This window comes from Halomonas sp. LC1 (genome assembly GCF_030247125.1).
Taxonomy (GTDB): domain Bacteria; phylum Pseudomonadota; class Gammaproteobacteria; order Pseudomonadales; family Halomonadaceae; genus Vreelandella.
On record NZ_JASSPG010000002.1, the window covers coordinates 41,168 to 65,007 of the forward strand.

The 23,840-nt window shown below is 61.1% G+C and carries 25 protein-coding genes; 14 read left to right on the forward strand and 11 right to left on the reverse strand.

Annotated elements, in window-relative coordinates:
• The first annotated feature begins 4 nt into the window (after positions 1 to 4).
• Positions 5 to 1,462: an aminoacyl-histidine dipeptidase gene (locus QIT27_RS03085; protein WP_285262858.1), complete on the forward strand. Its 1,458-nt coding sequence runs from the start codon at positions 5 to 7 to the stop codon at positions 1,460 to 1,462.
• Between the two features lie 101 nt (positions 1,463 to 1,563).
• On the opposite strand, the gene QIT27_RS03090 is transcribed toward QIT27_RS03085, so the two are convergent.
• A complete protein-coding gene (locus QIT27_RS03090; RefSeq protein ID WP_159343198.1) occupies positions 1,564 to 2,040 on the reverse strand; it encodes a Dps family protein in 477 nt (158 codons plus the stop codon).
• Positions 2,041 to 2,287: 247 nt separating this feature from the next.
• Positions 2,288 to 3,421, reverse strand: coding sequence for a glycerate kinase (locus QIT27_RS03095; protein WP_253017448.1), 1,134 nt, complete (start codon positions 3,419 to 3,421; stop codon positions 2,288 to 2,290).
• A 117-nt stretch (positions 3,422 to 3,538) separates the two neighbouring features.
• Here QIT27_RS03095 and QIT27_RS03100 point away from each other — a divergent pair, with 117 nt between their 5' ends.
• Genes QIT27_RS03100 through QIT27_RS03115 form a run of 4 tightly spaced genes read left to right on the forward strand, consistent with a single transcriptional unit; the run spans position 3,539 to position 6,194 of the window.
• Entirely contained in the window at positions 3,539 to 4,102 is a 564-nt protein-coding gene (locus QIT27_RS03100; RefSeq protein WP_285262859.1) for a hypothetical protein, read from the forward strand.
• The gene (locus QIT27_RS03105; protein ID WP_285262860.1) at positions 4,099 to 4,473 is read left to right on the forward strand and encodes a hypothetical protein; all 375 of its coding nucleotides are present in this window, start codon (positions 4,099 to 4,101) and stop codon (positions 4,471 to 4,473) included. Before QIT27_RS03100 ends, QIT27_RS03105 begins: the two co-directional genes overlap by 4 nt.
• The gene (locus QIT27_RS03110; protein ID WP_159343194.1) at positions 4,473 to 5,144 is read left to right on the forward strand and encodes a DUF1007 family protein; all 672 of its coding nucleotides are present in this window, start codon (positions 4,473 to 4,475) and stop codon (positions 5,142 to 5,144) included. The genes QIT27_RS03105 and QIT27_RS03110 overlap by 1 nt, the downstream gene beginning before the upstream one ends.
• A gap of 57 nt (positions 5,145 to 5,201) precedes the next feature.
• Entirely contained in the window at positions 5,202 to 6,194 is a 993-nt protein-coding gene (locus QIT27_RS03115) for a nickel/cobalt transporter (RefSeq protein ID WP_285262861.1), read from the forward strand.
• Positions 6,195 to 6,196: 2 nt separating this feature from the next.
• Here the strand turns inward: QIT27_RS03115 and QIT27_RS03120 are convergent, their stop codons facing one another.
• Positions 6,197 to 6,616, reverse strand: a complete 420-nt coding sequence (locus QIT27_RS03120) for an HIT domain-containing protein (protein ID WP_285262862.1) — start codon at positions 6,614 to 6,616, stop codon at positions 6,197 to 6,199.
• 166 nt (positions 6,617 to 6,782) lie between these two features.
• On the opposite strand from QIT27_RS03120, the gene QIT27_RS03125 reads away from it, so the two are divergent.
• On the forward strand, positions 6,783 to 6,914 hold the full coding sequence (locus tag QIT27_RS03125) for an entericidin A/B family lipoprotein (protein WP_044630151.1): 132 nt from the start codon (positions 6,783 to 6,785) through the stop codon (positions 6,912 to 6,914).
• Positions 6,915 to 7,031: 117 nt separating this feature from the next.
• Positions 7,032 to 7,391, forward strand: a complete 360-nt coding sequence (locus QIT27_RS03130) for an I78 family peptidase inhibitor (RefSeq protein ID WP_254436402.1) — start codon at positions 7,032 to 7,034, stop codon at positions 7,389 to 7,391.
• On the opposite strand, the gene QIT27_RS03135 is transcribed toward QIT27_RS03130, so the two are convergent.
• Positions 7,388 to 7,993 (reverse strand): LysE family translocator, encoded by a 606-nt coding sequence (locus QIT27_RS03135; protein ID WP_159343191.1) that lies wholly within the window; start codon positions 7,991 to 7,993, stop codon positions 7,388 to 7,390. The genes QIT27_RS03130 and QIT27_RS03135 overlap by 4 nt on opposite strands.
• Before the next feature lie 96 nt (positions 7,994 to 8,089).
• Between QIT27_RS03135 and QIT27_RS03140 the strand changes: the two genes are divergently transcribed.
• Entirely contained in the window at positions 8,090 to 9,484 is a 1,395-nt protein-coding gene (locus QIT27_RS03140) for an aminotransferase-like domain-containing protein (RefSeq protein WP_285262863.1), read from the forward strand.
• Here QIT27_RS03140 and QIT27_RS03145 read toward each other — a convergent pair whose 3' ends face one another.
• The 7 genes from QIT27_RS03145 to QIT27_RS03175 all read right to left on the reverse strand — a co-directional run bounded on the left by QIT27_RS03145 (position 9,485) and on the right by QIT27_RS03175 (position 16,660).
• On the reverse strand, positions 9,485 to 10,489 hold the full coding sequence (locus QIT27_RS03145) for an ion transporter (protein ID WP_285262864.1): 1,005 nt from the start codon (positions 10,487 to 10,489) through the stop codon (positions 9,485 to 9,487).
• A 33-nt stretch (positions 10,490 to 10,522) separates the two neighbouring features.
• Entirely contained in the window at positions 10,523 to 11,041 is a 519-nt protein-coding gene (locus QIT27_RS03150; RefSeq protein WP_285262865.1) for an acyl-CoA thioesterase, read from the reverse strand.
• Between the two features lie 80 nt (positions 11,042 to 11,121).
• Positions 11,122 to 12,432: a short-chain fatty acid transporter gene (locus QIT27_RS03155; RefSeq protein WP_285262866.1), complete on the reverse strand. Its 1,311-nt coding sequence runs from the start codon at positions 12,430 to 12,432 to the stop codon at positions 11,122 to 11,124.
• Positions 12,433 to 12,598: 166 nt separating this feature from the next.
• Positions 12,599 to 13,912 carry an MATE family efflux transporter gene (locus QIT27_RS03160; protein WP_285262867.1) on the reverse strand — a complete coding sequence of 438 codons (1,314 nt, stop codon included), beginning with the start codon at positions 13,910 to 13,912 and terminating at the stop codon, positions 12,599 to 12,601.
• Positions 13,913 to 13,964: 52 nt separating this feature from the next.
• Positions 13,965 to 14,213: a YfhL family 4Fe-4S dicluster ferredoxin gene (locus tag QIT27_RS03165; RefSeq protein WP_039182874.1), complete on the reverse strand. Its 249-nt coding sequence runs from the start codon at positions 14,211 to 14,213 to the stop codon at positions 13,965 to 13,967.
• 72 nt (positions 14,214 to 14,285) lie between these two features.
• Positions 14,286 to 14,780, reverse strand: coding sequence for a pantetheine-phosphate adenylyltransferase (coaD, locus tag QIT27_RS03170; RefSeq protein WP_285262868.1), 495 nt, complete (start codon positions 14,778 to 14,780; stop codon positions 14,286 to 14,288).
• Positions 14,777 to 16,660 (reverse strand): beta-ketoacyl synthase, encoded by a 1,884-nt coding sequence (locus tag QIT27_RS03175; protein WP_285263153.1) that lies wholly within the window; start codon positions 16,658 to 16,660, stop codon positions 14,777 to 14,779. The genes coaD and QIT27_RS03175 overlap by 4 nt, the downstream gene beginning before the upstream one ends.
• 221 nt (positions 16,661 to 16,881) lie before the next feature.
• On the opposite strand from QIT27_RS03175, the gene trmB reads away from it, so the two are divergent.
• From trmB to QIT27_RS03205, 6 genes are all read left to right on the forward strand, one after another.
• Positions 16,882 to 17,547: a tRNA (guanine(46)-N(7))-methyltransferase TrmB gene (gene trmB, locus QIT27_RS03180; RefSeq protein ID WP_253017464.1), complete on the forward strand. Its 666-nt coding sequence runs from the start codon at positions 16,882 to 16,884 to the stop codon at positions 17,545 to 17,547.
• Positions 17,544 to 17,873: a DMT family transporter gene (locus QIT27_RS03185; protein ID WP_285262869.1), complete on the forward strand. Its 330-nt coding sequence runs from the start codon at positions 17,544 to 17,546 to the stop codon at positions 17,871 to 17,873. Before trmB ends, QIT27_RS03185 begins: the two co-directional genes overlap by 4 nt.
• A gap of 11 nt (positions 17,874 to 17,884) precedes the next feature.
• Positions 17,885 to 19,363: a D-alanyl-D-alanine carboxypeptidase/D-alanyl-D-alanine endopeptidase gene (dacB, locus tag QIT27_RS03190; protein ID WP_285262870.1), complete on the forward strand. Its 1,479-nt coding sequence runs from the start codon at positions 17,885 to 17,887 to the stop codon at positions 19,361 to 19,363.
• Positions 19,364 to 19,391: 28 nt separating this feature from the next.
• Positions 19,392 to 19,763 carry a diacylglycerol kinase gene (locus QIT27_RS03195; protein ID WP_159343181.1) on the forward strand — a complete coding sequence of 124 codons (372 nt, stop codon included), beginning with the start codon at positions 19,392 to 19,394 and terminating at the stop codon, positions 19,761 to 19,763.
• Between the two features lie 53 nt (positions 19,764 to 19,816).
• The gene (glnE, locus tag QIT27_RS03200) at positions 19,817 to 22,780 is read left to right on the forward strand and encodes a bifunctional [glutamate--ammonia ligase]-adenylyl-L-tyrosine phosphorylase/[glutamate--ammonia-ligase] adenylyltransferase (protein ID WP_285262871.1); all 2,964 of its coding nucleotides are present in this window, start codon (positions 19,817 to 19,819) and stop codon (positions 22,778 to 22,780) included.
• 143 nt (positions 22,781 to 22,923) lie between these two features.
• Positions 22,924 to 23,817 carry an AEC family transporter gene (locus QIT27_RS03205; RefSeq protein WP_285262872.1) on the forward strand — a complete coding sequence of 298 codons (894 nt, stop codon included), beginning with the start codon at positions 22,924 to 22,926 and terminating at the stop codon, positions 23,815 to 23,817.
• Positions 23,818 to 23,840 lie beyond the last annotated feature (23 nt).

Genomic DNA, 23,840 nt, shown 5'->3' on the forward strand with positions numbered 1-23,840 from the left:
TTCCATGAACGCACATCTAGCAGCGCTCGAGCCACGCCTTGTATGGCAGCACTTTCGTACTCTGTGTAACACGCCGCGGCCCTCCGGTCATGAGGCCGCGTTGGTCGCTACCTTGGAAGCCTGGGCGGAGGCGCAAGGGCTTGCCCACGACCAGGATGCCTTCGGCAACCTGCGTATCCGCAAGCCTGCCACCCCTGGCTGTGAAGGCGCGCCGGGAATCGTGCTGCAGGGCCATCTGGATATGGTGGCCCAGGCCAATGCGGGGCATGAGCACGACTTTACCCGCGACCCCATTCGCACCGTGGTCAAAGAGGGCTGGCTTCACGCCGAAGGCACGACGCTGGGCGCAGATAACGGGATGGGCGTAGCGGCCATTTTGGCCGTGCTGGAAGACCCAGAACTGATCCATGGCCCGCTAGAAGCGCTGTTCACCTTGGAGGAAGAGACCTCCATGGGCGGTGCGCTGAATCTTGCTGAAAACTGGTTGGAAGGCTCGCTGCTGCTCAACTTGGATAGCGAAGACCGTGGTGAGGTGTATATCGGCTGTGCGGGCGGCGCGGATGTGGTGGTCGATGCGCAGCTGCCCAGCGCCGCGCTGCGAGACGATGAGCAGCTGCTTTCCCTCTCGCTCACCGGCCTGAAAGGCGGCCACTCGGGCATGGATATCCATCAGCCGTTGGGGAACGCTAACCGCCTGCTGGTGCGCGTGCTGTGGGCACTGGAGGCGTACGATGCCCGCCTGGTGAGCTACCAGGGCGGCACGCTGCGTAACGCTATTCCCCGCGAAGCCTTTGCCCAGGTGGCACTGCCCGCCGACGACATGGACGCCGCTCTGGCAACTGTCGAGAAGTTGGCCGCTACTCTCAAAGCCGAGCTAGGCAGCGGTGATAGCGGCTTGGTATTGACCGCCGCCCGTGCCGAACAGTGCGACGCTGAGCCGCTGACCCTGGACGCTAGCGCCATGCTGCTGGCCGCGCTTCATGCCGCCCCGTGCGGCGTCGAACGTATGAGCGCAGACGTGCCCGGCGTGGTCGAAACCTCCAATAACCTGGGCGTGTTAAGCGTCGAGCAGGGGCGCTTCCACCTCTGCGCTTTGGTACGTTCACTGCACGACAGCGCTGCCCAGGCAATGGCCGGGCGCTTTCAGGCGCTGTTTGGGCTAATGGGTGCACGGGTGAAAGTCGAGAACGGCTACCCCGGCTGGGCACCCAACCCGGATAGCCCGCTGCTGGCCACTTTCAAGGCGCGCCATGCGGCGCTGATGGGCCACGCACCCGAGGTGAAAGTGATTCACGCAGGCCTTGAGTGCGGCATTTTAGGCAGCAAATACCCCCACCTGGACATGATTTCCTTTGGCCCGCTGATTCGCGGCGCGCATTCACCGGATGAGCGAGTGGAAATCGCGTCCGTGGCGGAGTTTTGGGCCATGCTGCGCGATCTGGTGGAAACGCTGGCGAAGTAGCGCCGCGCTCAATCAGCAAAAACGCAATAAAAACGGCACCGCAAAGGTGCCGTTTTATAGGTATCTACAGTCCCAGACTTCATCGAGGCTGTTGAACTCGCTTATTTTCCCAAATAGGCGTTAAGCATCCACACGGTTTTTTCCTGCTCGCGGATGTAGTCGCCCGCCTGGGCGGCGGTGCCTTCGTCGTCGGCGTCAGACGCCAGTGCCAGCAATTCGCGCTGCAGTTCGATCAGCGTTTGATAGCCGGTGAGCACACCCTGCACGCAGGTTTTACCGTCGTGAACGTCTTTGTCTTCCTGAATGCGCGACAGCTTGGCGTAATCACTGTACGCATGAACCGGCTTGTGGCCCAGGGTCAGAATACGCTCTGCGACTTCGTCCACTTTGGTGAGCAGGTCGGTGTAGAACTCTTCGAATTTGGCGTGCAGTTCGAAGAAGTCATTGCCTTTCACGTTCCAGTGATAGCCACGCACGTTCATGTAAAAAATTTGGTAGTTGGCCAGCAGGTGGTTGAGTTTCTCGGCCAGCTGGCTGGCACTGCCTTCGTGTAGGCCAATGCTGTTCATATCGTCCATTGTGTGCTCCTCCATGGTTGGAGCCGCGCTGAAAAAGTACGGCCATCAAATCGTTTGATGTAGCTTAGAGCGCTGTGGTGGCGCTGCAAAACAGGTTTTTTGCATCGCAGCCATAGCGCCCTACCATTAGAGCGGTGAGCTGGCGACGGCTGACTCATCGCTGATGAATAAAGAGATGTAGGCGCAGGCGCGTCATTTCAAGGGGCTTGTCTTCAAGGCTCGCTCCAAGGCCCACTCAAAGGCGCGCTCAGCGGCTTGCAAGCCATAGGCGTGCGATGCTTTCGCAGCGGTCTGCCAGAAGCTCTGCCGTGCGGGGTAGCGCCTGTTCTAATGTCATAAGGCCATCGGCCAGCGCAAAGGCAGCGGTGACGCCCTCTTCCGTGCAGGCTTGCCAGCCGTCGCCCAGGCTACCCGCGAGCACAATGACCGGCTTGCCCTGGCGTTTAGCGGCGCGGGAGACACCAATCGGCGTTTTGCCCGCTAGGCTCTGGCCATCTAGGCGGCCCTCGCCCGTAATCACTACATCTGCATCGTTCAGTAATTGGGCAAAATTCGCCTGCTGCATGATCATTTCAATGCCCGGCGTTAGCGCCGCGTTCAAAAAGCAGTGCGCCGCAAACCCCATGCCGCCTGCTGCCCCTGCTCCCGGCAGTGCTCTGTCATCTTTGCCGAGCGCTTTGGCTGTTAGGTCAGCAAAGTGGCCGAGCGCGCGGTCTAGCGTTGCCACATCGGCGTCTGTCGCGCCCTTTTGTGGGCCGAAGACGGCGCTGGCGCCGCGTTCGCCCAGCAGTGGGTTATCCACATCCACGGCGGCCTCTACGCGTAAGTCGGCCAAGCGCGGGTCTAACGTCGAAAGATTCATGGTCGCAAGCTGCTGGAGTGCGGCGCCGCCTGGGGGCAGCGGTTGGCCCTGGGCATCCAGTAGCGTGGCGCCCAGCGCCTGGAGCATACCGGCACCGGCGTCGTTGGTGGCGCTACCTCCGAGCAGCAGCAGGGCATGGGTGGCGCCTGCATCTAGGGCAGCAAGAAACAGCTCGCCCACGCCGAAGGTGGTGGTATGCAGGGCGTTGCGCTCTTCGCGGGTCAGGTGCTGCAGGCCGCTGGCTTCTGCCAGCTCGATAAACGCGGTACGCTGCTCGCTTAGCCAGCCCCAGGCGGCTTGGCGTGGCCGCCCAAGGGCGTCTTGCACCGTGAGCGTACGGCGCTCGGCATGGGTGGCGGCAATTAAGGCGTCCAGGCTGCCTTCGCCGCCATCCGCCAGGGGGCAGAGCTGTGTGATGGCGTTGGGCGCTGCCCGTTGAATACCTTGTGCCATGGCCTTGGCGGCCTCTTCGGCACTCAGGGCATCCTTAAAACTATCAGGACAAAGCAGTACATTCATCGCACAACCTCCTTAAAACGTTGTCTCAGCGTGTTGTCGTTCTTTTTAATGCCTGTTGGCGAGCTTAGCGTGCTGCTTGGTGACACACCAGCCATGACGGTAGCGAGAGGATTTTTCATGAAGGCCATACCCCTTAGCATTACCTGCCTGTTGGCACTGGCGGGTTGTCAGACGGTTCCTGACCGGCTGCCCCAAGCGGAGCCTGCGCCAGCGGCGGCTTGCTACTTCCCCACCGGCCAGTCTTCGCCAGATGAAACGCTGAGCGTTTTGACGGAAAGCATCGACGTGCTGGAAGCCTGGGGATTTTCGTTGGAGACCACTGATACGGAGCTTGGGCTAGTGAGTGCCTCCCGGGAGCGCGAGCTGATCGGCTACTACGACCGCTATGACTACGACTATGGCTACGGCAGCGGCTTCCGCCTGTTTGGCGGGTTTGGTATTGGTCGCAGTGTAGGGATTGGCGTGGGAGGCGCCTTCGGCCCAGGTTTTGGCCAGCAGCCCGTTGAAGTAGAGCGGGTATCGCTGCTTGCCCGCGATGGCCATCTGCGCATCTCACGGAACATTCGCCGCTTTGACCACCTGGGCGACTTGCGAGAGTCCTATAGTGCCAGTAACGATGACTTCTGTGGCCGTTTCCAGAAAGCTTTTTCGTCATCCGTCACACCGCAGGGGGCATCATGACACCATTCCGCCATACCTCATGGGTAGCGCTCACGCTGTGCGCCGCGTTATGGCTGGCAGGCTGTGCCACCACGCAACCCCTTGAACCGCGCGAGCTGCGCTATAGCGCGCCAATGGAGCACACCTTCCGCGAGGCGGTAACACTGATGATGGAGCAGGGCTATGTGATACGCCACGCTGACTTGACCTTAGGGCGCGCCGAGGCAAGCCTGGCACGCTGGCCCGGATATCGGATTCAGCTTCAAGTAAGCGAAGCTCAAGGGGGAAGTCTGGTCAGCGTGTCAGCACTGCGCGGTAGCCAGCCGATACCGCCTTATGTGCTAGATCCCTGGCTCGTGGAGTTACAGCGCAAATTAGGAGAATTGCCGTGATGAATGCATGGTCACCTGCCACGCTGCGTCGTACCGGCCAAGCGCTGCTGGTGGGCAGCCTGTTGATCAGTTCGATGGCACAGGCCCACCCTCACGGCTGGATCGACATGAGCGTGCGTGTCATTACCAACGATGACGGTGCTGTTACCGGGCTTCATCAAACATGGCGGATGGACCCCTTCTATAGCCTGGTAGTGATGGAGGAGTTGCAGCAGGTGCCGGGCGCTAGCCTGGAGCAGGGGCTGGATCAGTTGGGCAGTGAGATTCGCGATAACTTGACTCCTCAGCACTACTTTACCGAGGTGCGGGTCGGCGACGAGCCGCAGACGTTTGGCGAGGTCACCGAGTACACCGCGATGGAGCGGGACGGCCGTTTGACGTTTATGTTCATTCTGCCGCTGGCCACGCCTCAACCCCTCAGCGGGCAGGTGCTGGAGTATCAAGTCTTCGACCCCACGTACTACATCGAGATGGTACACGAGGAGGAGGGCGACGAGCCCTCTCCACAAGCGCTGATTCTCAACGGCGAACCCGACTGCGCGCTCAGCGTACTACCCGCCGACCCCGACCCTGAGCTGGTCATGCAGGCAGCGCTGCTGGATACGGACGAAGAGGGCGAACCAGGGTTAGGCCGTCACTTTGCGGAAACGGGCCGCGTGGATTGTCGCTAGCCGCCCGTCGGTCGAGTCGTGTATAAAGTGTTACTTTATATCTTTTCTGGAGGTGGCATGCCGTTAACGCGACGACAACTCACCATCGGCGCTGTGGCGCTCATGGGCGTGGCGCTGCTGGTGTGGGCCATGCAGGTGAATTTACAGGGGGTGAGCCTGCAGCTATTGGCGTGGCAGCGAGAGCTACACCGCAGTTTGACTCTGGCGATTACCGAGCTGTCACGAACGCCCACCACCGCCACATGGATCACGCTGCTCGGCGTCAGTTTTGCGTACGGCGTGTTTCATGCCGCAGGGCCGGGACACGGTAAAGCAGTATTGGCCACCTATTTGGCGTCTCATGGCGGTGCGACTCGCCGGGCGCTAGGGCTCTCGTTTGCTGCCTCGCTACTACAGGGCGTGACGGCCATTGCGATGGTGGCGGTATTGGTACACGGGCTAGGCTGGGTGACGCGTCAAGCCATGGGCAGCGTGGCTTGGGTGGAGCAGGCCAGCTTTCTGCTGGTAGCGCTATTAGGGGCTTGGCTCTGCTGGCGGGCGGTGAAACAGCTGCGCCATGCCTATGCCGTGCAGAGTGAGCCGGTCATGGAGCACGTACATGCGCATGATCACAGCCACGACCACAGCCACTGCTGTGGCGGTGCCCATCATATTGAACCCGAGCAGGCGTTGGATTGGCGTACGGCCTTGATGACCGTCGGGGCGATTGGTATGCGCCCCTGCAGCGGAGCGATTTTGATGCTAGGTGCCGCGAGCCTTTTGGGCCAATTTTACGTAGGGGTCGCATCGGTGGTGGCGATGTCGCTGGGCACGGGCATTACCGTGTCGATACTGGCCCTGGCGAGTATCGTGGCCCGAGGATGGGCCACCAAGCGGCTACAAAAGCAGAGCCAGCAGCGGGTCGAAAAAGCCGCTGGCTGGGCGGCACTCACCGGTGGGGCGGTGATTATTGCGCTGGGGATTTCCTTGGCGCTGGCCGGTGCGGCACAGCCCGCCAGCGGCCCGTTACTCAACGAGCCGCCAGCACGAGGATCGCTTTTGGGCGGTTGAGCTTAAAGCGACAGCCCCTCAATGTGCGCTAGCAGCTGTTCCCGGCGTTCCCCCTGCTGGGCGAGCTCATAAGGCGTGGGAGTGCCGTTGCCCCACACCGGCGCGGGCCAGCTGGCGTCATCGGTATAGCGCACCACCAGATGGATATGTAGCTGGCTGACCACGTTGCCCAACGTGGCGATATTGAGTTTGTCGCCCTGGAAGGCCTCTTTCATGGCCGCGCCCAGTTGAGTGGCTTCCCGCCAAAGCTGCGCTTGCTCCGCTTGGCTCAGCTCGAACACTTCGCTGACCGAGGCCACTCTGGGCACCAGCACGACCCAGGGGTAGCGGGCATCGTTCATCAACAGCGCGCAGGAGAGCGGGAGATCCGCTAAAGGTAGGGTATCTGCTTCTAAGCGTGGGTCGAGTTCAAAGGTTGCCAAGCGGAGTGCTCCTAAGCCAAACGGTTTGGCAAGCATCATAGCAGGCAGCGGATAACTCAGCGAAAACAGGCGAAATTATTAAAATCTGTTACGCTAAAAACACTCCCAGGCGGTAAGGCTACCGCCGGAGCTTCCCGATGTTGAATGACTTGTTAAGGAGAACACGATGAAAAAACTACTGGCGACGAGCTTTATTCTGCTCATCACTGCGGGTGCTCTAGCGGGCTGCAACACCATCGCAGGGGCAGGACAAGACGTTGAAGAGGGCGGTCAAGCCGTTCAGGACGCCGCAAGTTAAGGTTCGATCTAACAGCTTGTTGTGCAACGTGCGGGCTAGGCAGCAATGTCTGGCCCGCACTGCGTATGAAGACAGCGAAACAAGTGATCAGACAAACGTCATCGAGGGAGAGCGATCATGATGCCCGTCAATCGTAGGATGACCACCCCGCCACGCCATCTAAAACGCGTGGGCAGCGCGCTGGCCGTGTTACTGCTCGCCGGATGTAGCAGCACACCCAGTGAAACCGCCGCGCCGAAGCCGCCGACGGTCGATCCCACCGCGCCGACCAACCAAACATGCGATGCCAGCGCCGTGCAGTACGCGATTGGTGCGCCCTTTGATGAGGCCAACGTGGCGACGCTCGAAGAGCAGAGCGGTGCCCGTCAGGTGCGTGTGCTGCGTCCCGGCAGCGCCGCGACCATGGACTACCGCGACGATCGGCTCAATATTCACTTGGAAAGCAACGACATGATCGAGGCGCTGCGCTGCGGCTAACGCAAAATCAGCCACACGCAGGCGGCGGTGAGTACGCCCATCGTGATGTTGAACCCGCGCCATGCTCGGTCGCTTTTGATCCACTGCCCGATGGCGCTGCCAAACGCGGCCCACAGGGCAATGCAGGGCAGCGCCACCAGCTCCGCAAACCCGGCCAGTACGAAAGCATTGATGACCGGCTGGCCGCTTTCCGGTAAAAAGCCCGCCATGAGCGCCAGCCCCATCACCCACGCTTTTGGGTTAGCGAATTGGAACATGGCCGCCTGCCAAAACGTCAGCGGTACCCCGTGCTGGCTACCGTGTAAATTGGGCGGCGGTGCGGTGGCGATTTTCCAGGCAAGGTAGAGCAAATAAGCACTCCCTATCCAGCGCAGCGTGGTTTGCACCACAGGGAAGCGTTCGAACAGCACGCCTAGCCCCAGTGCAATGCTGGCAAACAGTAAGAAACAGCCTCCTAAAATTCCCCACATATGCGGCATCGTACGTCGAAAGCCAAAGTTGGCCCCAGAAGCGGTAAGCATGATGTTGTTGGGCCCCGGAGTGAGCGTCATCGACATCATATAGAGCGCTGCTGGGCCAAGGATTAGCCATTCACTGTTCATTTTTTGTATCCATACAATTGTGATGATTGAGTTGTTGTTGGTCGTTTTTGTTAGCATAATGTGGCTAATTTTTACGTCAAAGGTTTTATTGTCACCATGACAATTTGGGTGCCTTCCATTGAACACATGAGCGGCCCACGCTATCGGGCGATTGCCCAGGCGATAGGCGATGCCATTACCAGCGGTGAATTAGCGCCAGATGACAAGCTGCCGCCTCAGCGACGATTGGCGGATGCGTTAGGCGTCACCGTGGGCACCGTCACCCGTGGCTACGCTGAAGCAGAGCAACGCGGCTGGGTGAGCGCTCGGGTAGGCAGCGGCACCTACGTGAAACAGCGCGGGCCAGCCCGTGTGTTTGGCGGTCAGCCCGCCACGCAAGCCGATGACGACACGATTGATTTAAGCCTCAGCCTACCGCCGCCCCACCCCCTGCGAGAGCAGGCGATGAGCACGGCACTGAGTGCGCTAAGCACCTCGGCGGATGCGCTCAGGCGCAGCGTTGCTTACTCAAGCTCCCAGGGTAGCGACCACCACCGCGCCGCTCTCTCTCAGTGGCTCACACGATTAGGCATGCCCCTGAACGCGGAGGAACTGCTGATTACTCAAGGCGGGCAGCACGGCATTAGCCTAACGCTCGGCACACTTTTGCGCCCGGGGGAGCTGGTCGCTGCGGATGCGCTGACGTACCCAGGAGCCATCAGTGCCGCCCAGCAGGCGCATCTCAAGGTGGTCGCCATCCCCTTTGATCAAGATGGGATGTGCATGGAGGCGCTGGAAGCACAGTGCGCTCGCCAGCCGCCCCGCTTGATTTACCTCACTCCCGATCAAAACAACCCCACCGGCCTCTGCTTGAGCGAAGCGCGCCGGGGGCAGCTCGTGGCGATAGCAAGGCGCTACGATATATGGCTGCTGGAGGATGGCGTGCAGTACCTACCCGTTGAACAGCGCGGCACGCCGCTGTATCAGCTCGCGCCAGAGCGCACGCTGTTTGTGTTTAGCACGGCGAAAGTGCTGGCAGGCGGGCTGCGTATGGGCGTGCTGCGCGCGCCGCCTGCGCTGTTGGAGCGGCTGGCGGCGGCATTGAGGGCGCAAAGTTGGATGGTGCCACCGCTCATGGTGGATGTGGTCTGCCACTGGGTGAGCCAGCCCTCCGCACACGAGCTGCTGGCGTGGCAAACCCAGGAGCTGGCGGCGCGGCAGCAGATCGTGACGGACCATCTGGCGGGCTATTCGCTGAGCCGCCAGCCAAACGGCAGCAACGTATGGCTAACGCTGCCCGATGGCGTGCGGGCGCTAGAGCTGTGCGAACGGCTCCATCAGCAGGGCGTTAAAGTGACCAGCGCGGAACCCTTCTGCGTGGGCAGCGCCCCCGCCCCCCAGGCGGTGCGGATTTGCATCGGTGCCGCCGCCGACCAAACGGCGCTCAAGCGTGCGCTGGCGATCCTTCGAGCGAGCCTTGAGCAGCCGCCCTTGGCAACCGCAACGGTCTAGTTAGTCGTAGCGGTCTTTCCAGCCTTGGTGGCGTACCTGCTCTTTAAGCATTTCGAGCACATCGTAAAGCACTTGCTCGGTCACTTTTGCGCTGGAGTCGTCGACGGTTAGCCAGCTGTCAAAGCCATTTTCAGCCGTGCGCTCAACGAGCTGGCGGAAGGCGGGGGAGTGCATGCCCTGGGCCATTTCATCCACCAAACGCTGGGCCACGTTGCTAATGGATGCCTGCATCGCACTGGACGCGGTCTGCCCCATGGGTAAGCGGTGAAGCCGTCGAATTTCCGGGCTCTCCCGCAGCGTGCGACTCACCAGATCATCGATGGCCGCCATGATGGCGGTGCGATTTTGCTGATAGGCTCGGCCTGCCGTGGCCTCTAAGCGCTCGGCAATTTCGTGGATGAGCTGGGTTTTACGCGGCATGATCACCCGCTCGATGACGCGCTCGGTGAGCGAGTCGCTGGCAACGATCTGCTCCTGAACATTGCCCAGCAGGCGCAGCGCAATACGGTCGGAGAGCTCTTCCAGCAAAATGTCGTAATACTTGGCAAAAAACCGATAGACCGACCAGCGCGTCACATCGATCAAGCGCAGCCGATGTAACCGGTGCAGGAGCGAGATGACGCGAAACACGCGCAGCCAACGGAACCCGCTGAGCGGAATGCAGCCCAGCACGTCGTACCAGTGCACAAACGGGTAAAAGAACCAGCGGTGATAGCGCCGCTCGGCAATCGCCACGGCCCAGCCCAGCAGCACATCGGCAATAAAGAAACTGACAAAGACCAAATCAATGGCCATGAAGCGGCTGTGAATCGCCGTATCGTAAAAACGGTGAAAACCGGGCGCGATAGCGGCAATCGATTGGTTGATCGGGCCAATCAGAAACAGCGAGTCAAACAGCAGCAGGCTAAGGTTAATAATAACGGCGGCGAGGATCAGCAGATCCCAGCCGATGTGCGCATACTCAACGGCCTTGGGCAGGTGGGGATAGCGCTGCCTGATGGGCATGATGACTCCTTGTCGTCGCGGGTAGAGCAGCGCTTAGCGCTGCTGGTGATGCTGCTGGGTCAGCTCCTCTTCACGCTCTGCCTGTTTGCGTAGCTTCTTGCGCAGCGCGGCTTTTTCGAAGCGCAGCTTCTGCAGCGGGGTCTCCAGCGGCAGGGGTGGCACCCGGGCGGGTTTGCCGTCGGCGTCCACGGCCACCATGGTGAGGTAACAGCTATTGGTATGGCGAATCAGCTTCTGGCGAATATCCTCGGCCACTACCTTGATGCCAATTTCCATGGAGGAGCGGCCGACATGGTTGACGCTGGCAAGAAAGGTGACCAGCTCTCCCACGTGAATCGGCTGTTTAAACAATACCTGATCCACCGATAGCGTGACCACGTAGTGGCCGGAGTAGCGGCTGGCACAGGCGTAGGCCACTTCATCGAGCTTTTTAAGGATAGCACCCCCGTGGACTTTACCGCTGAAGTTGGCCATATCCGGCGTCATCAACACGGTCATGGAGAGCTCATGCTGGCCGGGGAGTGCGCTGTGTTCGGAGGAAGTGTCGGACATAAACGTCACCTTAAAAGCGAAAAATGCCCGCCCCTCAGCTAGACATAGCAAGGGCGGGCGTAGATGTAATGCTTAGAGGCTTAGAACCAAACCAAGCCTACAGAAATAATGATACCGGTGATGAACAGTTGAATGAGACAGAAACCCATAATGTCCTTGGCTTTTAAACCTGCAATCGCCAGCACTGGCAGTGCCCAGAACGGCTGCAGCAGGTTGGTCCAGGCATCACCCCAGGCCACCGCCATGGCCACGCGGGCAATGTCGGCCCCCAGCGCTTCTGCGGCAGGCAGCATGACCGGCGCTTGTACCGCCCACTGACCACCGCCGGAAGGCACGAACAGGTTCACGATACCGGCGCTAATGAACGACCAGAACGGCAGCGAGTTCGCGGTTGCAAACGAGACCAGCCATTCGGACATGCTCTGTGCAAGGCCCGACTGCACCATGATCGCCATGATGCCCGCATAAAAGGGGAACTGAATCACGATACCCGCGCCGCCTTTAATGGCCTCGTTCAGGCTAGTGAGCAGGTTGCGGGGCGTGCGGTGCAGCACGATCGCCAGGAACAGGAACATGAAATTCACCACGTTCAGGTTCAGGCCGCCGCCGCGCAGAATGAAGTGGTCGAGCAGGAACAGTAGGCCCGGCACGCCCACCAGCAGCGCCAGCGGCATGCTGTTTTCGAGCTTTTCGGCAGGTCGCGTGATACGGCCTACGGGCTCTGGCTCGTCGTCGAGCAGTTTGGGGTCGACGTAGACGCTGTCTTTCTCATCGGGCAGCATCATACGGTTGACCAGCGGTACGGCGATGAATAGGCAGATGACGATAGCCAGGTTGAAGAAGGCGAAAATAGTCGAGCCAGTGCCAATGACGCCGATCTGGTCCGCAGAGAAGTGGCCTTCGGTGGCAATCGTCAGCGGCACCGAACCGGCCAAACCGCCGTGCCACACCACGAAGCCCGAGTAGGCGCTGGCCACCAGCAGGCGGTAATCAACCTTGATCACACGCGCCAGCTCTTTGGCGAACAGCGCGCCGACCACCAGGCCAAAGCCCCAGTTGATCCAGCTAGCCGCCAGTGACACCAGCGTGACGAGAATGATCGCGCCGCCGGGTGATTTCGCGGTACCGGCAATTTTTTGCAGAATGCGTTTTACCGGTGGCGAGCTTGCCAGCATAAAGCCGGTGACCAGCACGAGCAGCATTTGCATCGAGAAGGTCAGCAAGCCCCAGAAGCCGTCACCCCACATACGCAGCACGGCCAAGGGCGTTTGACGCTCTACCGCAATGGCGGCGACGGCGGCAATGAGGGTTAGCAAGAGGACGAAGATATACGGGTCTGGCAAATAACGCTCGACCAGCTTAACCGCTGGTTTTGATATGAGTTTTAGCATGGAGTGCTCACTTTATTCGTTATTAGGAAGTGCGCGGCTAATATACGGCGGTGCGGCACAATTTTCATCCCTCAACGGCCAATGCGCAGGGCGCTTAGCATTGTCGCATCACACTACGGTAGCGCAGTTAGCTAGCCCTGCCCGTTGTGGCGTTCAACGCTGCTGATCAAAGGTGAGACACGCGGGGGGACGCACGCCAGCGGGTCAGCCGGTAGTAGCGGTAGTAACCAATGAGCACGGCCGAGCGAGTCAGGGTGAAGAGCGTAAACGCCAGCCAGAGGCCGTGATTGCCCAGTCCCTGGCAGAACCACCAAGTAGGTAGGTAAACGGCGAGGCCTGCAAAAATGCTGTTGCGCATTTCCCTCACCGCCGTAGTGCCGATAAACACGCCGTCGAATAGATAGCTCCACACGGCGATGAGCGGCATGACCACCATCCACGGTAGATAGATGGCAGCGGTGGCGCGTACGTCATCGAGTCCGGTGAGCAGGGCAATGAGCTGGTTACCCCCCACTGCAAACAGCAGTGCCGCCGCAGCGGAGGTCCAGAACGAGAAGTGAGCCGTGGCGCGCACCGTAGCGGCAAACTCCCGCCAGTCGCGGCGGCCGTAAGCGCGCCCTACTAGCGATTCTGCGGCGTGGGCAAAGCCATCCAAGGCGTAGCTGGTGAGCATGATGAACTGCAGCAGCACGGCATTGGCGGCAAGCACGGTATCGCCCTGGCGGGCACCTTGCGCCGTAAAAAATGCCATGGCAAACAGCAGCCCCAGGGTACGCACGAACAGGTTGGCGTTGACGTTGAACAGTGCCGAGTACGCCTTCAGTGCCAGCAGCCGCTGGCGCTGAAAGCGGCCTTCCAAATGCCCCAGCTGGCGCAGCACCAAATAGCCGCCAAACGCCAGCGCGCTGTAGTCCGCAAACACGCTGGCCAGCGCGACGCCGTTGCTGGTCATCCCTAGACCGACGACGAACCACAGATCGAGCAGGATGTTCACGCTGTTGGTCAGCAGCAGAATCATCAGCGTGACGCGGGAGTTCTGCTGCCCTAAGAACCACCCCAGAATGGCGTAGTTGGCCAGTACGGCAGGGGCAGACCAGAGGCGAATCTCGGCATACTCGCGGGCCAGCGGCGTGGCCTCGGCGCTGCCATCCAGTAACCACAGGCCAAGAGAGATCAGCGGCGAGCCAAACACGATCAATAGGGTGCCGATGACGAGCGCCATGATGAGCGACTGGCCGAGCAGGTTGCGAACGTCGCTCGACGCCTCACGCCCAATGGCCTGGGCCACCAGCCCGGTGGTGCCCATGCGCAAAAAGCCAAAGCCCCAATAAAGGAAGCTGAATAGGGTGGCACCGAGGGTAACGCCGGCTAAATAGCGGGAATCGGGCAAGTGCCCGACCACGGCCGTGTCCACCAGCCCCAGCAGGGGCACGGTGATGTTGGAGAGTATGATGGGCCAAGCGAGGGTCCAAATACGCATTCAGAGTGACCTTCGCTTATACAGATGTTCAGGCGCATCTTGAGTGGGCGAGTTAAGCGGCAGTAATGATGCGGTACTTCTCCATCAACTGCTCTTGGGTCTCGGGGCGCTCTGGGTCGAGGGGAATACAGTCCACCGGGCACACCTGCTGGCACTGAGGCTCGTCGAAGTGGCCGACACACTCGGTGCACAAATTGGGGTTGATCACGTAAATCTCCTCACCGGGAGAGATCGCGTCATTGGGGCATTCCGGTTCGCAGACGTCGCAGTTAATGCATTCGTCGGTGATCATCAGGGCCATGGGCATACCTCACGAATGGCGTATCACTCGGGCAATCAGATACCCGAGTGTTTTACTCAACAATATCGATAGCTAGGTAGTGTAGTGCTTACGCAGCGCCTCTGCGACCTGCGGATGCACCAGCGGCGAAATATCGCCGCCCAGCTTGGCGATTTCCCGCACGATGGTCGAGGAGATATAAGAGTTTTCCACCGCCGGGGTGAGAAACACGCTCTCGAGCTCCGGGTTTTGAGCACGATTCATGTTGGCCAGCTGCAGCTCGTACTCGAAATCGGAGACCGCACGCAGGCCGCGCAGAATGATGGTTGCGCCCTGCTCGTGCATCATGGTAGTGAGCAGCGTCGAGAAACCAATGACGCTGACATTGGGCAGCGATGCGCACACCGACTCCGCCAGCGCAATGCGCGTCTCTAAATCCAGGCTGGGGCGTTTGCCAGGGCTGGCCGCCACGGCAATCACCACTTTGTCGAACATGCGCGCGCCGCGCTCGATCAGGTCGTAATGACCGTTGGTGATCGGATCGAACGTCCCTGGGTAGACGGCGATATTCTCGCGGCGGGTGGTCATGTCGGCGTCTCCTCGTCTAGCGAACCAAACGGATTGTCGGCGGCCAGCGACACCGCCTGATCGTAGCCGGGAATGTGGATGCGGTCTGCGTGTATCTCAAGCTCTGGGCCTTCCAGCACCGCTTCGCCAAACTGATAGCGAGGTGCATAGTGTCCCCGGTCGGCGTCGGCGAGATAAGCCGCGGCGTTGGCGCGGACGGTTTCGCGGCGGCCTTTCCAGGCATCGATGGCCGCACGGCCGTGGCGCTTGACCAGCAGGCGCTCGGTGACGTCGGGCGAGAGCACGACACCCGTGGCGTTATTGCCGCCAAAGCCTTTGGCGTTGATAAAGGCGGCGTCGGCAGTAAACGCTTGCGGCGTCGTGAAAAAGCGTAGCCGCTCGGCATACACGTCATCGGCCACCGCATCCAACGTCGGGATGCCCGGCAGCAAGCCGTGGGCAAAGCTGCCCAGGGCGCTGGCCATCTGGTCGCCCGCCGCAGAGCCTTGCGAGTGGCCGATGAACGCTTTGATCGCCACCACCGGCCACTGCTCGATGCCGTTCGCACGGGCGATTTCATCGAACACGTGGGATTCGGTGGTGCGGTTTTTCGGCGTGCTGGTGCCGTGGGCATGAAGGAAAGTGCGCTCTTTCAGCGCGGTCTCCCCCAGCATGTCTTTGACCAGCGCGGCCGCTTTGCCCAGAGTGATGTAGTTGCCGATGCCGGGCGCAGAGATAGAGCGCTTGTAGCCGTCAGCGTTGACGAAGACCTCGGGCACCGCGCCCAGAATGTCGGCGCCTAGCGTGAGGGCGAGGCTGTCGTCCATCAGCAGCAGGAACTGGCTCGCTTCGGCCATGGTGAACCCGCAATTGCGGGCAAACGGGCGGCAGGCGCGCTGGTAATCAGCATCGGTGAGCAGCTCCAAGGCATCCAGCGCTTTCAGGCTGGCGTCATCGGCCAGCGCGCCCATGGCGCGGAAACCTTCGATGATCTCCGGCGTGATTGGCGCATCGGCCGTGCCCACCATGACCACTCGGCGGCGGCCAGCGCGGATATCCTCGATGCCCAGACGCAGGTTGTAGAGGAAGCTCGCGCACGCACCCAGCGCTGCACCGGTGCCGCCTACGCTGCCGAGGACATAGGCATTGAGAAAGTCTGCGGGCATTTGCCCATAGCCCAGCGGCATCTGCTTGGAGGTGGCGCGCTGGCCGGTCACCAAGCTTTTCAATAAGCCGCCCCAGCCCTGGTCATCGAGCTGGCCAATCGAGTTGCCCGCGTACACAGCGATATGGTCGGGGTTGAGCTGCTGGCGCAGGGTTTCCCAAGAGAGGCCGCTGGCACCCAGGCAGTCGCTGGCACCGAAGACCGCCATCGAGAGTCCGCGCGGATGGTGGACGCTGCGGTACAGGCTGGCGGGATCGAAGCCGCTGGGCAGCTGGGCCGCGGCCCGGACCTTGGGTTCCTGTGCATCAGGCAGCAGCACGTCGAAAGCACCGGCAGGAAGGGTGACTTCGACCTGCCGCGCGTCGATCTCACGCACCTGCCACCCGTCGGGTAGCTGTTCCGGCAGTTGGCGGCGGCGCAGCGTCACGCGCAGCGGCTCGGCCAGGGCCAAGTCGGCTCGTCGGTTCGCGGGTAGGCCGGGGGCGAGAAAGCGCGGGTCTTCGTTGCGGCGAATCAGCGTGTGGTTAAGCACCTGATCACGCAGCCGTTGGGCCGGGGCGTCGATGGGCTGCCCTGCGCTGTCGTGCCATCCGTTGTCGGAGTGCTCGGCAAGGCGCATGAGTGCCGCTAAGCCTTCCAGGGTTTGGCGCTGCTGGTCGGCGGGTAGAGCATCAAGCACGGTGCGGCGGAAGGCCTGATGGCCCGAGGTTCTGCCGGCGGGATTGATGCCGCCCATGCCGACAATCACCGGTAAGTGTGACAAGCCGGGTTCCTCGTGGTGCGGTGGTTTTTAATAACAGTTATTGTCGGACCAGGCCGAAAACGGTGACCGATCCGAGCTTAATAGTGAGCTGAACAAATAGCTCGGGCGTGATCATAGCACCGGGCGTACAACGGCGTCATGCCGAGCGCGCGGGAGACTGATAGAATCACGCTTTTTTTAACCCAGGGGATGGCATGCAGCACACTTCACGGCCAGTGACGTCCAATCAACCCGGTCCGCATCACGATGTGGCGCGTCGAGTTGCGCGCGCCCTCGCGCATCCGCTGCGCAAACCCATTGCCGACCACACGCGTCGTGCGTTCGAGCAGGCCGATGCGTGGCGGCAACAGCACACGGCGCCCTTGATTCTCGACGCTGGCTGCGGGGTCGGGTTATCGACCCGGCGACTCGCCATACAGTTCCCAGAACATCGTGTGATCGGCGTTGATCGCAGCGAAGATCGGCTGGGACGCGAGCACGGCGAGCCGCCGGACAATGCGCTGCTGGTGCGCGCCGATTTGGTCGATTTTTGGCGTCTGGCCCTGGAAGCCGGCTGGGCGCCCGAGCGTCACTATTTGCTGTACCCCAACCCGTATCCCAAGTCGGCCCACTTGAAAATGCGCTGGCATGGCCATCCGGTTTTCCCCACACTGTTAGCTTTGGGCGGGCGGCTGGAGCTGCGCTCGAACTGGCAGCTCTATGTGGAAGAGTTTGCCCAGGCCGTCGAAGTCGTCACCGGTCAGACGGCCAGCGTCACTTCGCTGCAACCTAACGGTGATTATCTCACCCCGTTTGAAGCCAAATATGACCAAAGTGGCCAAACGCTCTGGCGTTTGTGCATCGACTTGGAGCGCCCATGACGTTTGTGTATCTGATTCTAGCGATTGTGGCGGAAGTGATCGCCACCAGTGCGCTAAAAGCCTCGGCGGGGTTTACCCGGCCGCTGCCAAGTCTCTTGGTGGTGGGGGGCTATGCCGTTGCGTTCTATTTATTGAGCCTGGTGCTGCGCACCCTGCCGGTAGGGGTGACCTACGCCATTTGGGCAGGGTTGGGTATCGTGCTGGTCACGCTGGTAGGCATCGTGGTGTTTGGCGAAAAGCCCGACCTGCCCGCCGTGCTGGGCATTACCCTGATCGTGACGGGCGTGGTGACGCTACAGGTCTTTTCCAAAATGAATGTGCATTGAGGTAGCTCAACGTGACGTGTTTACTCCATTTTTCCGCACGCTGGCTGCGTAACGGTGTCGTCGCAGGGCTCACGACCGCGGCACTCTGCGCCAGTTCTGCGCTTTGGGCCGACTTCACCCGATTGAGCCAGCTCGAGGCAAAAGGGTTTTCGATCAGTGCCGAAGCGCGCCTTCTGGATGCCGATAGCGGCAGCAACCCGTTGCTGGGCAGCCTGAACCCTGAGCGTCAGCTCTCGCCCGCCTCGGTCACCAAAGCGTACATGTCGGCGGCCTTGCTGAATCGCTTTGGCCCCCAGCACCGCTTCACTAGCCAACTCGTTAGTACCGGCGCGGTGCAGGATGGCGTGCTGAGGGGCGATCTCGTGTTCGAAGGTGGCGGTGACCCAGGTCTGACCACCGAAGATCTATGGCGGCTCGTTCAACGCTTGCGGCTGGCGGGCGTTGACCGCGTTGACGGCGCGCTGGTGGTTAGCCAGTGGCGCTTCGGGCCGGTGGAGTGCATCACCACGGACCGCTGCAATGCCCGCACCCGGGTGACCAATGCCTACAGCGCGCCGCTCACCTCGGCAGGCGTCAACTTTGGCACTTGGTGTGTCAATGTCGCGCCGGCCGCCCAGCCAGGGGCACCTGCCCGGGTAGGCCTGTGCGACAGCCAAGACCCGCTGATCGTGATCGATAATCAGGTCGTCACGCGTCCGGCCAATAGCGGTACCGAGATCAGCGCAGAGCGGCTAACCGACGAGCGCGGTGATGTCATGCGATTGACGGGGCAGATTTCTACCAACGCAGTGGCGCGGGATGTCTACCGTGGTGCGGGGGATGCCGCAGAGAAGACGGCTCAGGTACTGCTCAGCATGCTCAACCAGTCGGGCGTCAGCGTTCGTGATCCGTGGCGCGTCAGCGCCAGCCAGCCGCCGAGCAACGCCCAGCGCCTGGCCGCCGTGGATAGCCAGCCGCTACAAGAGCTGCTGTTGCGCACCATGAACTACTCCAACAACTACATGGCCGACGTGCTGGCGCTGAACTTGGTGGAAACGCCCCAGGCGCAGCTGCGTCAGGCAGGGCAGGCCATCGAAACCTACGTCCAGCGCCTGCCTGGGCATGGCCCGATCACGCTACACAGCGGCAGTGGACTCACCACCGATAACCGCACCTCGGCCCACGGTGTCAACGTCATGTTGGAGGACATGTTCCGTCAAAGCGCGCTGTTCCCCAGTTTCGTAGCCTCTTTTCAATCGCCCGCCAATGGGGTGATGCGCTTTATTCGTCGCGGTTCATCCACGTTCCAACATAACGTCATGCTGAAAACCGGCACGCTCAACCAGCCGTTTGCCGTGCGCGCTGCGGCAGGCTATTTCCGTACGGCCCAAGGGCGCTGGGGCGTGTTCAGCGTGCTGGTGAACGGGAGCGGCAGCACACCTTATCTCAGCTGGCCCGAGGTGCTCGACCCGCTGTCGTTAGATCTAGATGCAATGATATTGGCCAATTAATGAAACGCTTAGCTGAGGCACAACGGGCATGAAGCCAAGTCACACGGGGTTAACCCATTTACTGCACTCCACACGCTACTCCTGGAAGGGGCTAAAAGCGGCGTTTCGCAACGAATCTGCCTTTCGCCAGGAGCTGGCGATTACCGCCGTGCTGCTGCCGTTCGCCTGGTGGATCGGCGAAGGCCCAGTAAGCTGGCTGCTGCTGGTTGGCAGCCTGTTTTTAGTGCTGATCGTCGAACTACTAAACAGTGCGATTGAAAACGTGGTCGACCGTATTGGCACCGAACACCACGAGCTATCTGGGCGTGCTAAGGACATTGGCTCGGCGGCGGTGATGCTGTCGCTGATGATGGCGGGCCTGACCTGGGGGCTGTTAGGCTGGGAAAAATGGATGGGCTAATCGGCCCAGAATGTCGTTAATAATCATAACAACCGCTTGGCAAAGAGGTGCTCATGCATACCCACGATGCGTTATTTCCCACGGCCACGCTTCCTAAAGCACTCGCACCTGCCGCCGCTGGGGCACACCAACGCCTGAGCGAGGCGTTGAGCCAAGCGGACAACATCGCCTCGATGACCAAGCAGCCGCTACCCTCCAGCAGTTGGGAGTCGCTCTCTCCTGCCCGCCGGGAAGCGCTCGCCCGAGTGGTGACGATTTCCACCTTTGCTCTCGATACGCTGGCGCGCTTTCCCCTCTGGCTGGCCGAGCTGGACGCTGCCGAAGAGTTGGATAGCGCCCCCAGTAAGGAAGCGCTGACTCAGTGGTTGGATGATGCCCTGGAGAGCGCCGAGGACGAAGACGCGTTGCACCGTATCCTGCGCCGTTTTCGCCGCGCGCGTATGCTGGGCATTATTTGGCGCGATCTTAATCGCCCCGACGGTGCCACCATGTGGGACACCGCTCGGTCGGTCTCTTGGCTGGCGGAAGTGTGCACCGACGCGGCGCTTGGCTGGCTGGAGCGTTTTTATGCCCCCCGCTGGGGCACGCCTGCGGCCCGACGACAGGGTGAGTCTCAACGGCTGGTGGTGCTGGGAATGGGTAAGTTGGGCGCCGGGGAGCTCAACCTCTCCTCGGACATCGATTTGATTTTTGCCTTCCCTGAAAAGGGCGAGACCGAAGGTGGCCGTAAGCCACTCGAGCATCAAGAGTACTTCACCAAGCTTGGTCAGCGTTTGATCGCTGCCCTGGATGCCATGACGGCGGATGGCTTCGTGTTCCGCGTGGATATGCGCCTGCGCCCGCTGGGCGACGGTGGCCCACTGGTGGGCAGCTTCTCGATGCTCTCCAGCTACTATCAAGACCAAGGCCGAGAGTGGGAGCGCTACGCAATGCTCAAAGCGCGGCCCATTGCTGGGGACCTCGACGCCGGGCATGAGTTGCTGGCGAGCCTGCGGCCGTTCGTGTATCGCCGCTACCTGGATTTCGGGGCCATCGAATCGCTGCGCGAGCTGAAGGCAATGATCAACCGGGAAGTGAAGCGCAAAGGCATGCAGAGCAATATCAAGCTGGGGCCGGGAGGCATTCGCGAGGTGGAGTTCGTGGTGCAGGCGTTTCAGCTGATTCGCGGCGGCCGTGATACCGAGCTGCAGGTCACCTCGCTGCAAACAGCGCTCAAGCGCTTACCCGACCTTGGGCTGCTGCCCCCAGCCGTGGTAGACGAGCTGCTGCCGGATTACGCCTTCCTGCGCGATCTGGAGCACGCCCTTCAGGCGCTGGAAGATCGCCAAACGCAGATGCTGCCCAACGACGATGAGGACCGCGAGCGCGTCGCTTTCGCCATGGGGCACGAGGATTGGCCCGGACTTATCGCCCAACTCGATGAGGTCCGCGAGCGGGTGCGCCAGCACTTCGACGCGGTGATCGCGGACCCTGAAGAAGAGGCCGATGAAGAGCAAAGCGACGCCAGCCTCCACCAGTGGCGGCTTTTGTGGCGCGGTGAGCTTGAAGAGGATGAGGCTCAGGCCCTTCTCAGCGAAGCGGGCTTTAACGAATCGGAAAAAGCGCTCAAGCGCGTGCAGAGCCTCTCCAGCTCCCGGGCCGTGCAAAGCATGCAGCGCATTGGCTTTGAGCGTTTGGATGCGCTCATGCCGCTCCTGCTGAGTGCCGTTGCCGAGAGCGAGACCCCAGACACCGCGCTGACGCGGGTGCAGCCGCTGATCGAGGCCGTGTTGCGCCGTACCGCTTACCTGGCGCTGCTACGGGAAAACCCTCAGGCGCTGGAGCATCTTATGCGACTCTGCTCGGCGAGCCCTTGGATTGCCGAGCAGCTAGCACGCTACCCGATCCTGCTGGACGAGCTATTGACCCCCGATACGCTCTACACGCCCGCAGACAAGGCGCGTTTGGCCGATGAGCTGCGCCAAACGCTCAACCGCATACCCGAAGAGGACGAGGAAGCACAGCTAGAGGCGCTGCGGGTTTTCAAGCACGCCCAGATGCTCCACGTGGCGGCCTCCGATATTGCCGGTACGCGCCACCTGATGAAAGTAAGCGATTACTTAACCTACATCGCCGAAGTGATCTTGGATGCGGTGCTGGCCATGGCGTGGAAACACGTGACGCGCAAGCACGGCGCTCCCGCCGGGTGTCATCACCAAGAGCCGGCGTTCTTGGTGATTGGTTACGGCAAGCTGGGCGGCATCGAGTTGGGCTATGGCTCCGATCTGGATCTGGTGTTCCTGCACGATAACGACGGCAAAGGCAGTACCGACGGTCCGCGTCCTCTGGATACTCCGGTGTTTTTCACCCGCCTAGGCCAGCGCATCATCCACCTGCTCACCGCCGTAACCCCCGCAGGCAGCCTGTACGAAGTGGACATGCGCCTGCGACCCTCAGGAAATGCGGGGCTGCTGGTTACTTCCCTCGATGCCTTCGCCGACTACCAGCACCAAAACGCCTGGACCTGGGAGCATCAGGCGCTGGTGCGCGCGCGCGTGGTGGCAGGCAACGAGTCGCTGGCCAAAAAGTTCGATGCCCTGCGTGGCGAGATTTTACGCCGTCAGCGTGACCCAGCATCGCTGCGTGACGACGTGGTCAGCATGCGCCACAAAATGCGTGACCACCTGGGTACCAAAGGACAGGTGGAGAGTGGCCCCGACGCGACCTTTAACTTGAAACACGACGCCGGTGGCATGGTGGATATCGAGTTTCTGTGTCAGTACGCCGTGCTGGCGCTCTCACACCAAACGCCAGCGCTGATCACCTATAGCGACAATATTCGCATTCTGGAGACCCTGGCGGAGAGTGGGCACATCACCCAGGAGGAGGCCGAGCAACTTCGCGACGCGTATTTGGCCTACCGCATCCGAACGCATCGCGCGGCGTTGACGGGAGACAAGGCGTTGGGGCAAGTCAGCGAGTTTGCAGAACATCGTCAGGTGGTGACCACGTTGTGGCAGCGTTTTCTGGAGCCCTGATTGGCGCGCCAGGCATTTTTCAGTAGCATCGGTAAAAAGCTAGCCTGATAACGACCTCCCCAGGGCGGCGACTCCAATAAGAACAAGGACGAACCTATGTGCACTCACCCGTCTGCACGGCCTCAGAATGAGGCGTCTTACCAATGATCGGTCACATTCTAGCCACGTTGCTGCCGGTATTTTTGATTGCCGGCAGCGGTGCCGCCTATGGACGTTTCCGCACGCCCGATATACGCAGTCTGAACACCCTCAATATGGAGCTGTTCGTTCCTCTGCTGGTATTTGCGGTACTGGCCGACCGCCAAGCGCCGCTGGCGGAGTACGCGTGGCTCGCCAGCGCGGCCGCGCTGGTGGTGCTGGGGTCAGGGGTCGTGCTATGGCCCGTGGTGAAGTGGCTGGGGTTGGACAAAAAGGTCTTCTTGCCACCGATGATGTTCAATAACTCCGGCAACATGGGGGTGCCGCTGCTGGTGCTGGCCTTTGGGCCGGAAGCGCTGCCAGCGGCGGTGGTGGTCTTCATCGTGGAGATGCTGCTGCACTTTTCGGTGGGGCTTTACATGCTCGACCCGCGCACGTCGCTGTGGAGAATGTTGAAGATGCCTATCGTCGCGGCCAGTGTGGCGGGGCTTTTGGTCAATGTTGGGGGCGTGCCGCTGCCGGGCTGGCTGCTGGAAGCCATGCATATGCTGGGGGGCGTGTGTATTCCGCTCATGCTGTTTGCCCTGGGCGTGCGCCTGCTGGAGATCGACTTTAGTGATTGGCGAACGGGCTTGTTGGGAGCCGTGCTTTGCCCACTCTCCGGGCTCATCGTGGCGCTCCCGCTCATGTGGCTGATGCCGCTGACGCCGCTGCAGACGGCCACGCTGCTCGTGTTTGCCGCACTGCCGCCAGCCGTATTGAATTACTTGGTGGCGGAGCAGTACCAGCTGGCACCGCACAAGGTGGCGTCGCTGGTGTTGATTGGCAACTTAGGCAGCTTGATCGTCATGCCGCTAACGTTGGCCGCGGCATTTGCCTGGATCCAGCCGCCCCCGTAGCGGCAGCTGGCGGTGTTGGGGGC

Excerpts from the sequence above, each read along its gene's own strand:
- QIT27_RS03135 (WP_159343191.1), bottom strand. The coding sequence starts at position 7,993 with ATGAACAGTGAATGGCTAATCCTTGGCCCAGCAGCGCTCTATATGATG.
- QIT27_RS03105 (WP_285262860.1), top strand. The coding sequence starts at position 4,099 with ATGACACCATTCCGCCATACCTCATGGGTAGCGCTCACGCTGTGCGCC.
- QIT27_RS03155 (WP_285262866.1), bottom strand. The coding sequence starts at position 12,432 with ATGCTAAAACTCATATCAAAACCAGCGGTTAAGCTGGTCGAGCGTTAT.
- QIT27_RS03175 (WP_285263153.1), bottom strand. The coding sequence starts at position 16,660 with ATGGGCGGCATCAATCCCGCCGGCAGAACCTCGGGCCATCAGGCCTTC.
- QIT27_RS03140 (WP_285262863.1), top strand. The coding sequence starts at position 8,090 with ATGACAATTTGGGTGCCTTCCATTGAACACATGAGCGGCCCACGCTAT.
- QIT27_RS03165 (WP_039182874.1), bottom strand. The coding sequence starts at position 14,213 with ATGGCCCTGATGATCACCGACGAATGCATTAACTGCGACGTCTGCGAA.
- QIT27_RS03150 (WP_285262865.1), bottom strand. The coding sequence starts at position 11,041 with ATGTCCGACACTTCCTCCGAACACAGCGCACTCCCCGGCCAGCATGAG.
- QIT27_RS03185 (WP_285262869.1), top strand. The coding sequence starts at position 17,544 with ATGACGTTTGTGTATCTGATTCTAGCGATTGTGGCGGAAGTGATCGCC.
- QIT27_RS03095 (WP_253017448.1), bottom strand. The coding sequence starts at position 3,421 with ATGAATGTACTGCTTTGTCCTGATAGTTTTAAGGATGCCCTGAGTGCC.
- QIT27_RS03100 (WP_285262859.1), top strand. The coding sequence starts at position 3,539 with ATGAAGGCCATACCCCTTAGCATTACCTGCCTGTTGGCACTGGCGGGT.
- QIT27_RS03205 (WP_285262872.1), top strand. The coding sequence starts at position 22,924 with ATGATCGGTCACATTCTAGCCACGTTGCTGCCGGTATTTTTGATTGCC.
- QIT27_RS03115 (WP_285262861.1), top strand. The coding sequence starts at position 5,202 with ATGCCGTTAACGCGACGACAACTCACCATCGGCGCTGTGGCGCTCATG.
- QIT27_RS03130 (WP_254436402.1), top strand. The coding sequence starts at position 7,032 with ATGATGCCCGTCAATCGTAGGATGACCACCCCGCCACGCCATCTAAAA.
- QIT27_RS03110 (WP_159343194.1), top strand. The coding sequence starts at position 4,473 with ATGAATGCATGGTCACCTGCCACGCTGCGTCGTACCGGCCAAGCGCTG.
- glnE (WP_285262871.1), top strand. The coding sequence starts at position 19,817 with ATGCATACCCACGATGCGTTATTTCCCACGGCCACGCTTCCTAAAGCA.
- QIT27_RS03195 (WP_159343181.1), top strand. The coding sequence starts at position 19,392 with ATGAAGCCAAGTCACACGGGGTTAACCCATTTACTGCACTCCACACGC.
- trmB (WP_253017464.1), top strand. The coding sequence starts at position 16,882 with ATGCAGCACACTTCACGGCCAGTGACGTCCAATCAACCCGGTCCGCAT.
- QIT27_RS03085 (WP_285262858.1), top strand. The coding sequence starts at position 5 with ATGAACGCACATCTAGCAGCGCTCGAGCCACGCCTTGTATGGCAGCAC.
- QIT27_RS03160 (WP_285262867.1), bottom strand. The coding sequence starts at position 13,912 with ATGCGTATTTGGACCCTCGCTTGGCCCATCATACTCTCCAACATCACC.
- coaD (WP_285262868.1), bottom strand. The coding sequence starts at position 14,780 with ATGACCACCCGCCGCGAGAATATCGCCGTCTACCCAGGGACGTTCGAT.
- QIT27_RS03125 (WP_044630151.1), top strand. The coding sequence starts at position 6,783 with ATGAAAAAACTACTGGCGACGAGCTTTATTCTGCTCATCACTGCGGGT.
- QIT27_RS03090 (WP_159343198.1), bottom strand. The coding sequence starts at position 2,040 with ATGGACGATATGAACAGCATTGGCCTACACGAAGGCAGTGCCAGCCAG.
- QIT27_RS03145 (WP_285262864.1), bottom strand. The coding sequence starts at position 10,489 with ATGCCCATCAGGCAGCGCTATCCCCACCTGCCCAAGGCCGTTGAGTAT.